Origin of the sequence: Sphingomonas sp. Ant20, assembly GCF_000783375.1 — a bacterium.
Lineage (GTDB): Bacteria > Pseudomonadota > Alphaproteobacteria > Sphingomonadales > Sphingomonadaceae > Sphingomonas > Sphingomonas aerolata.
This window is the reverse complement of record NZ_JRVI01000009.1, coordinates 19782-27955: the sequence shown is the minus strand read 5'-3', so window position 1 is coordinate 27955 and position 8174 is coordinate 19782. Positions and strand designations below refer to the sequence as shown.

At 68.1% G+C, this 8174-nt stretch carries 7 protein-coding genes and 2 pseudogenes; 5 read left to right on the top strand and 4 right to left on the bottom strand.

The window, feature by feature from the left end; translation table 11 throughout:
- Positions 1-541: pseudogene (locus NI18_RS02790) on the top strand (ATP-binding protein); the annotation flags it as partial.
- Here NI18_RS02790 and NI18_RS02785 read toward each other — a convergent pair.
- From NI18_RS02785 to NI18_RS02775, 3 genes and pseudogenes are all read right to left on the bottom strand, one after another.
- Positions 542-787: a DUF1294 domain-containing protein gene (locus NI18_RS02785; protein WP_342354855.1), complete on the bottom strand. Its 246-nt coding sequence runs from the start codon at positions 785-787 to the stop codon at positions 542-544.
- A gap of 128 nt (positions 788-915) precedes the next feature.
- Positions 916-1158 carry a DUF2312 domain-containing protein gene (locus NI18_RS02780; protein WP_197975315.1) on the bottom strand — a complete coding sequence of 81 codons (243 nt, stop codon included), beginning with the start codon at positions 1156-1158 and terminating at the stop codon, positions 916-918.
- Between the two features lie 160 nt (positions 1159-1318).
- Positions 1319-1626: pseudogene (locus NI18_RS02775) on the bottom strand (DUF1244 domain-containing protein).
- 80 nt (positions 1627-1706) lie between these two features.
- Between NI18_RS02775 and pyk the strand changes: the two are divergent.
- From pyk to NI18_RS02755, 4 genes are all read left to right on the top strand, one after another.
- Positions 1707-3170, top strand: a complete 1464-nt coding sequence (gene pyk, locus NI18_RS02770; RefSeq protein ID WP_037527933.1) for a pyruvate kinase — start codon at positions 1707-1709, stop codon at positions 3168-3170.
- Positions 3171-3255: 85 nt separating this feature from the next.
- Positions 3256-5310: a carbon starvation CstA family protein gene (locus NI18_RS02765; protein ID WP_037527931.1), complete on the top strand. Its 2055-nt coding sequence runs from the start codon at positions 3256-3258 to the stop codon at positions 5308-5310.
- Positions 5307-5504, top strand: a complete 198-nt coding sequence (locus NI18_RS02760) for a YbdD/YjiX family protein (RefSeq protein ID WP_037527929.1) — start codon at positions 5307-5309, stop codon at positions 5502-5504. Before NI18_RS02765 ends, NI18_RS02760 begins: the two co-directional genes overlap by 4 nt.
- 123 nt (positions 5505-5627) lie before the next feature.
- Positions 5628-6038 carry a hypothetical protein gene (locus NI18_RS02755; RefSeq protein WP_306286205.1) on the top strand — a complete coding sequence of 137 codons (411 nt, stop codon included), beginning with the start codon at positions 5628-5630 and terminating at the stop codon, positions 6036-6038.
- 3 nt (positions 6039-6041) lie between these two features.
- On the opposite strand, the gene NI18_RS02750 is transcribed toward NI18_RS02755, so the two are convergent.
- Entirely contained in the window at positions 6042-8153 is a 2112-nt protein-coding gene (locus tag NI18_RS02750) for a histidine kinase dimerization/phosphoacceptor domain -containing protein (RefSeq protein ID WP_197975316.1), read from the bottom strand.
- Positions 8154-8174: the final 21 nt, after the last annotated feature.

The following is an 8174-nucleotide window of genomic DNA, read 5'->3' as shown; positions in this document are numbered from 1 at the left end:
GGTATCCGCCCGCCCGCCCGAGCCGCGCACCGCCGCGCCCCCGCCGCCCGAGAAGACCGACGACGAGGTCGAGGCGGTCTATGCCGACGTGTTCCGCGCGATCGTCGAGGATCCCGAATCGACGCTGCGCCCGCCCTCGGTGCTGTTCCAGGATTTCCAGGTGCGCTGCCGGATGGGCGGCCTCGCCAAGCCCCCGCTCGATCTGCCGGGCTTCGTCCGCCGGCTGAGCTGCGCGCGCGCCGGCATCTTCGACATGACCGACGAGGCGTGGACCGCGGCGCTCGATGTCGCCAGCGGGCTGCCCGACGACATGCTCGGCGCGTTCCTGCTGGTCGCACGCGCCGCACGCGAGGGCGAACCCTGCCCCTCAGACGCGCGCATCGCCGCGACCTATGGCACCAGCTCGCTTGGCCGGGTGAAGCGCCTGATCGGCTATATCGAGAGCCGCAACCTGATCGTCTGCCGCACAGACCTGGCGGGCAAGCGCTCGATCACGATCCCGGGACTCGGCTGGACGACGCTGCCGGCAGAGGCGGCTTAACTAGAACGCGAAAGCGAAGACCAGTCCGGCGACCACGCCGATCTGCACGATCGCGATCATCTGCAGCCGGCCGACGAACGGCTGCTTGCGGGTCTTGTGGCGAAATCGACGGCGCGCCCAGAAGGCGCCGGGGCTGCCACCGAGCGCTGCGAACCAGAGCAAACGGGATTCGGGGATGCGCCATGCGCCACCCAGCGATCGGCGCTTATCCAACGCGAACGCAGCGACCGTGACCGCGTTGATCACCAGAAACAGAAATGACGCCGCCGCGATCGATACGAGCATGGCTCACTGGTACCGCGTCGACGTTGACGCGGCGTCCACCCCGGCGTCGATGACGCATCGCGAGGGAGACACCGCGCAGAGACCGATCGTCAGATCATCCCCAGAGCCTGGAGGTACACCTCGAGGATCGCCTCCTCCTCCTGATATTCTTCCTTCTTCTTCTTGCGGATCGACAGGATCTTGCGGATGGCCTTGGGGTCGTAGCCACGGCCCTTGGCCTCGGCCATCACGTCCTTGATGTCGTCCGCGATACCCTTCTTCTCTTCTTCGAGACGCTCGGCGCGCTCGATCAGCAGGCGCAGTTCGTCCGCTGCGACCGCGCCGCCGCCCATGCCGTGTTGGCGTTCGTCCGTCATGATACTCGTCCCCATTCGCTCGAAACACAGACCCGCATGCGGCGACCGGGGTCCCGAGGACCACCGATGAATCGCGCCGCTGCAAGTGCGGCGCCGCGTCTAGGCGGTAACCGTTCGCGGCTCAAGCGACCCCGGGTCAGACGACCGCATTCTTGGCGACGCTGGCCTTCATCCGTTCGAGCTGCTCGGGCGTGGCGTCGCCTGATGATGCGCCTTCCACTGCGAATAGGGCATGCCGTACACAGCCTCGCGTGCCGCATCCTTGTCGAGACCACCGGCCTCCTCGACCCAGTCGGACAGGCAGTTGCGGCAAAATCCCGCCAGACCCATCAGGTCGATATTCTGCGCATCGTCGCGGTGGCGCAGGTGGCGGATCAGCCGGCGAAAGGCCTGCGCCGCTACGGCATCGTCGAGTGTGTCCAGCGTGTCGCTATCGTGGTTCATTCGTATGCTCCGTAGTTGATCCCACCGAGATAGGGTTTAAGGCCCGTGGCGGCAAAGACCTCCCCCAGGAAACGCAACGCATGACCATGGCCATCGCACCCCGCTCGCGCAAAGTCCGCATCCTCGCGACGCTAGGCCCTGCCAGCAGCACGCCCGAGATGATCGCGACGCTATTCCGCACCGGCGCCGACGCGTTCCGCATCAACATGAGCCACGGCGACCAGCAGTCGAAGATCGCGGTGATCCAGGCGATTCGCGCGTTGGAGAAGCAATATCGTCGTCCTTCGACGATCCTCGCCGATCTTCAGGGGCCCAAGCTGCGCGTCGGCAAGTTCGACGGCGGCCGCACGGTGCTCGAAACCGGCTCGACCTTCGTGCTCGACCGCGACACGACGCCGGGCGATGTGACCCGCGTCGAGCTGCCGCATGACGAGATCTTCGCCGCGATCGAGCCGGGCGCGCGCCTGCTGCTCGACGACGGCAAGCTCGTCCTGCGCGTCGTGTCGCACAGCCCGCGCGAGATCACGACGCGCGTCGAGGTCGGCGGTGCGCTGTCGAACAACAAGGGGCTGAACGTCCCCGACGTCGTCCTGCCGATGGCCGCGCTGACCGAGAAGGACCGCAGCGATCTCGACTTCGCGGTCGACCAGGGAGTCGACTGGATCGCGCTGTCGTTCGTCCAGCGCCCCGAGGATCTGTGGGAGGCACGCAAGCTGATCGGCGGCAAGGCCGCACTGCTCGCAAAGATCGAGAAGCCCGCCGCGATCGAGCGGCTCGAGGAGATCGTCGAGGCGTGCGACGGCGTGATGGTCGCGCGCGGCGATCTCGGTGTCGAAATGCCCCCGCAGGCGGTGCCGCCGCTGCAGAAGCGCATCGTCGAGGTGTCGCGTCGCATGGGCCGCCCGGTCGTGGTCGCAACGCAGATGCTCGAATCGATGATCACCTCGCCCTCGCCGACGCGTGCCGAGGTCTCGGACGTCGCGACCGCGGTCTATGACGGTGCCGATGCGATCATGCTGTCGGCGGAAAGCGCCGCGGGCGCATGGCCGGTCGAATCGGTCGCGATGATGGACGCGATCGGCGTGTCGGTCGAGGCCGATCCCGAGCATGGCGACCGCATGCACTTCACCGTGATGAAGCCCGATCCGACGACGGCCGACGCGCTGGCCGAGGCGGCGAAGAACATCGCCGCGACGGTATCTGCGGTCGCGATCATCTGCTTCACCACCTCGGGCTCGACCGCACGGCGGATCGCGCGCGAGCGGCCTTCGGTGCCGCTGCTGGTGCTGACGCCGAGCCAGGACACTGCGCGCCGCCTCGGCCTGTTGTGGGGCACGCATGCGGTCCACACCCGCGACGTCGAGTCGTTCGAGGACATGGTCGCCAAGTCGAAGCGCATGGCGCTGCGCCACGGCATGGCGAAGGCGGGCGACCGCGTGATCGTGCTCGCGGGCGTGCCGTTCCGTACGCCGGGTTCGACCAACGTGCTGCATGTCGTGCGGATCGTCGGCGACGAGCTGAAGGGCCACCACTCGCAGGTCTGAGGCGGCTCCCCCAAGCGCTCCCCCCTAGCGCTCCTCCGCCAAATCCGCGATGGCTGGTACAAGGACCGGACGGGGGAGCAACCGCATGACGTTACGCGAAAAGATCGGCTGGGGTGCGATGAGCCTGCTCGGGGCGTGCGCGCTCGCGGTGGTGGCGTTCCAGCGCGGCGAGCATGTCAACGCGCTGTGGATTGTCGCCGCGTCGGTCTCGGTCAATTTGATCGCCTATCGCTTCTACGCCCGCTATATCGCGCGCAACGTCATGCAGCTCGATGCGACGCGGCCGACCCCGGCCATCCGCCGCGCGGACGGGCTCGATTATGTCGCGACCGACCGCAACGTCCTGTTCGGTCACCATTTCGCCGCGATCGCCGGCGCCGGACCGCTGGTCGGGCCGGTGCTCGCCGCGCAGATGGGCTATCTCCCCGGCACGCTCTGGATCCTCGCCGGCGTCGTGCTCGCAGGCGCGGTGCAGGACTTCATGATCCTGTTCATCTCGATGCGCCGCGACGGGCGGTCGCTCGGCGAGCTGATCCGCATGGAAATGGGTGCGGTGGCAGGCACGATCGCGCTGATCGGTGCCTTTGCGATCATGGTCATCATCCTCGCGGTGCTCGCGCTGATCGTCGTGCGCGCGCTCGCGGGCAGCCCCTGGGGGCTGTTCACCGTCGCGGCGACGATCCCGCTCGCCGTCGCGATGGGGATCTACTCGCGCTGGATCCGTCCGGGGCGCATTGGCGAAGTCTCGATCCTCGGCGTCATCGGGCTGCTGCTCGCGATCGTCTATGGCGGCCAGGTCGCCGAGTCCGCCTTCTGGGGCCCGGTCTTCACGCTGACCCCGGTCCAGCTGTGCATCCTGATGGTCGGATACGGCGCGGTCGCGTCGGTTCTGCCGGTCTGGCTGCTGCTCGCCCCGCGTGACTATCTGTCGACCTTTCTCAAGATCGGCGCGATCGTCGCGCTGGCTATCGGCATTGCGGTCGTCGCACCGCCGCTGCGCATGCCCGCGCTCACCAAGTTCATCGACGGCAGTGGTCCGGTCTGGTCGGGCGGGCTGTTCCCGTTCCTGTTCATCACGATCGCCTGTGGTGCAGTCTCTGGCTTCCACGCGCTGATCGCCAGCGGCACCACGCCCAAGCTGATCGCCAGCGAAGGTGACGCGCCGTTCATCGGCTATGGCGCGATGCTGATGGAAAGCTTCGTCGCGATCATGGCGCTGGTCGGCGCGACGATCCTCGATCCCGGCATCTACTTCGCGATGAACAGCCCCGCCGCGGTGCTCGGCACCGACGCGGCGTCGGCGGCCGCCGCGGTCACCAACATGGGCTTTGCAATCACGCCAGAAGCGCTGGCGCAGGCCGCGCGCGATGTCGGTGAGACGACGATCATCAGCCGCACCGGCGGCGCGCCGACGCTGGCGGTCGCGATGGCGGAGATCTTCAGCAACCTGATCGGTGGTCAGGCGATGAAGGCGTTCTGGTACCACTTCGCGATCCTGTTCGAGGCGCTGTTCATCCTGACCGCGGTCGATGCCGGCACGCGCGCCGGGCGCTTCATGCTGCAGGACCTGATCGGGCTCGTGGTGCCGTCGTTCCGCAATGCCTCGGCGATCGGGCCGGGCATCGTCGCGACCGCGCTGTGCGTCACGGCCTGGGGTTTCTTCCTCTATCAGGGCGTCACCGATCCACTCGGCGGCGTGAACACGCTGTGGCCGCTATTCGGCATCTCGAACCAGATGCTCGCCGCGGTCGCGCTAATCCTGGCCACGGTCGTGCTGTTCCGGATGAAGCGCCAGCGTTATGCCTGGGTGACGATCCTGCCCGCCGCATGGCTGTGCCTGTGCACGATCACCGCGGGGCTGCTGAAGCTGTTCTCGAGCGATCCGAAGGTCGGCTTCCTCGCGCATGCGTCCAAGTTCGCGGACGCTGCGGCGCGCGGCGAGATCCTGGCGCCCGCCAAGACGATGGCGGAGATGCAGCGGATCATCTTCAACGACCGCATCGACGCGGCGCTGATCGCGCTGTTCCTCGGCGTCGTCGTGTCGATCCTTGCCTTCGGCATCCGCAGCTGCCGCGCGGCGCTGAAGGTCGATCGCCCGACCGTGACCGAGGTTCCGCCCATGCTGGTCCCGGCCGAATGACGCCGCGGATCCGGCATCTGCTGGCACGCGCGCGGGAGACCGCGCTGATGATGGTCGGCCAGCCCTCCTACGCCGCCTATCTGCAGCACATGGCCGAGAATCACCCCGGCCATGCGGCGATGGATCCCGCGGCGTTCTTCCGTGACCGCGAACAGGCGCGCTACGGCGGCAAGGGCGGTGGCCGATGCTGCTGAACGACCCGCCACGCTCGATCGTCGCCGCGCTGCGCAGCGAGACCGGCGGCGATCACGACCGCGTCGACACAGCCTATGGCAACTTCGACCTCGCCGCGCCCGACAGCTATCGCGCGTTCCTCCATGCGCACGCGCGCGCGCTTCCTGCAGCCGAGGACGCGCTCGCCGCCGTCCCGGGCCTGCCCCCCTTCCGCCCCCCGCACGCCCCTCCTCGCCGCCGACCTCGCGGCGCTGGACGAGGCGATGCCGCCACCGCTGCCCTTCGCGCTGCCCGCGGGCGACGCCGCCGCCTGGGGCGCGCTCTATGTCGTGGAAGGGTCGCGGCTCGGCGGCATCATGCTTGCGCGCACCGTGCCCGACGGGCTTCCGATCGCCTATCTCGGCGCGCGGCATCTGTCGGGCGAATGGCGCGAGCTGCTCGGCGCGCTCGACAACGCTGCGACGCTTGCGGGATCGGACGTCTGGATCGACGAGGCGATCACCGGCGCGCGCGCGACCTTCGACCTGTACCGCCGCGCCGCCGCCGCGCGCTAAGCCTCAATCCTCGATCGGGGCGGTCATGATCACGCGTAGCCCGGGCATGTTGTCCTGCTGCGCGATCGATCCCGACAGACGTCCGACCACCGCGTTCATCATCCGGCTGCCGAACCCGACGCGCGTGCCGGTCTGACCAACGCCCTTGTCCGCGACGATCAGCCGGATCTGGTTGCGATATTGCTCGAGCGCGATCAGGATCGGCCCGGGCTGTCCGCCATAAGCATATTTGCTGGCATTGATGACGAGCTCGGTCAGGATCAGCCCGACATTGACCGCACGGTCGGTCGGCATCAGCACCGGTGCCAGGTCGAGCCGCATCTGCGCGCCCCATTCCTGCCCCAGCGTCCCCTTCATGTCGCCCGCCAGTTCCTCAAGATAGCGCGCGAGGTCGACCGACTGGACCTGGTCGTCGCGGTACAGGCGCCGATGCACCAGCGCGACCGCAGACAGCCGTGCCTGCGCCTCGGCAAGATGCGCGGTGACGTTGGCGTCGCCCGCCGCCTTGGCCTGCAGTGCGAGAAACGCGGAGACCATCTGCAGGCTGTTCTGCACACGGTGATTGACCTCCTTCATCAGGACGTCCTTCTGCTCGATCAGCACGTCCTTTTCGGCCAGCGTCCGCTGCAATTCGCGGTTGAGCGCGCGCATCCGGTTGCTCGCATAGCTGTCGTGGAACATCCGACGCAGGCGATAGCCGGCCTCGATCTCCTCGAGCGACCAGCGCCGCGATTCGCCGCGCACCTCTTCGGTCCATGACGCGAACGACGTGCGCGGCGTCAGCTGTTCAGCGGGATCGCCCGACGTCGCCTTATGCGGATTGCCTGCCCATTCGATCTCGGTGATCCGCTCGGCGCGGAACCACAACAGCACCGCGCCCTCGTCGATCAGCGGCATCGCAAGCAGCCCGCTCGCCTTCGACCGATAGCGTTCCGCAGGCGGGTAGAGCGTCGACAGCGCATGCGTCGCAACGATGTCGCCTGTCCCGCGGCTGCGGATCCACTCGACCAGGTCCAGTACGTCTCTGTCGTCCGGACACTGGCCGTCGCGCTGCACCGCGCCGTGCTGGACGAGCGCGAAGCCGTCGCTCGCCAGCATCCGGCGCAGGTCGTCGCCGACCGCCGCCGCGGTCCGCTGTGCGCTGCCCTCGGTGGCCATCTTGAGCACGACGACGTCTTCCACCGACCGCAGCCGCAGGCGTTCGCGGTATCCCTCGGCCTCCTCCTTCGCGCGGATCTGTCGGGCGAGGCTGCTCGCCAGCGTGCTCGCGGTCGCGCGGATATCGGGCGCCAGCGTCCGCGGCGTCATGCTGTGGCAGGCGATCATCCCCCACAACAGCCCGTCCTTGACGATCGAGATCGACGCGGACGCCGCGACGCCCATGTTGGTCATGTAGCGCAGATGGATCGGCGACACACTGCGCAGCGCGACGTCGCTCAGGTCGAGCCTCTCGAACCCGGCGGGGCGCAGGATCGCGGGTGTATAGACCGCATGCGGGATCGCGCGCGTCCGGTTACGGACATACAGCGCGCGCGCCTGTTTCGGGATGTCGGTCGCAGGAAAATGATGGTTGAGGAAGCTGTGCAACGCGGGATCGCGATCTTCCGCCATCACGCGCCCTGATTCATCGTCGAGAAAGCGATAGACCATGACGCGATCGAACCCGGTCAGAGTCCGGAACGCGACCGCCGCCTGCTCGCACAGCGCCTGGAGATTGCCCGACCGCTCGAACGCGGTCGCCATCGAATCCAGCCAGCCGAGCACAGTCGCGGCGCTCGACGGCGCCGTCGTGGCGGGCTCGAGCTCGACGAGGACGTGTTCCTCGCTCGCATGCAGGACCATGTGGAACTGCTCGCTGGTACCCGCGACCAGCGTGCCGACGGCAGCGCCGATCATGCTGCCGCGCCCCGATCGCTCCGCCAGCAGCGCGGCAACGTCCTGGCCGATCAGCGTCGCGAGGTCTGCGCCCAGCCAGTCGGGGGTCAGCCGCGTCTCGATATCGCCCGCGCCCGCAACGACGCGCAGGCTCGCCGCATCGGCGACGAGCAACAGCCCGTGCGGCTGGATCGCGCCGGGAATGTGTATGGGCTCCCGATCGCAGGCCGTAAGGTCCAACGCGGTATCAGTCACAGATGC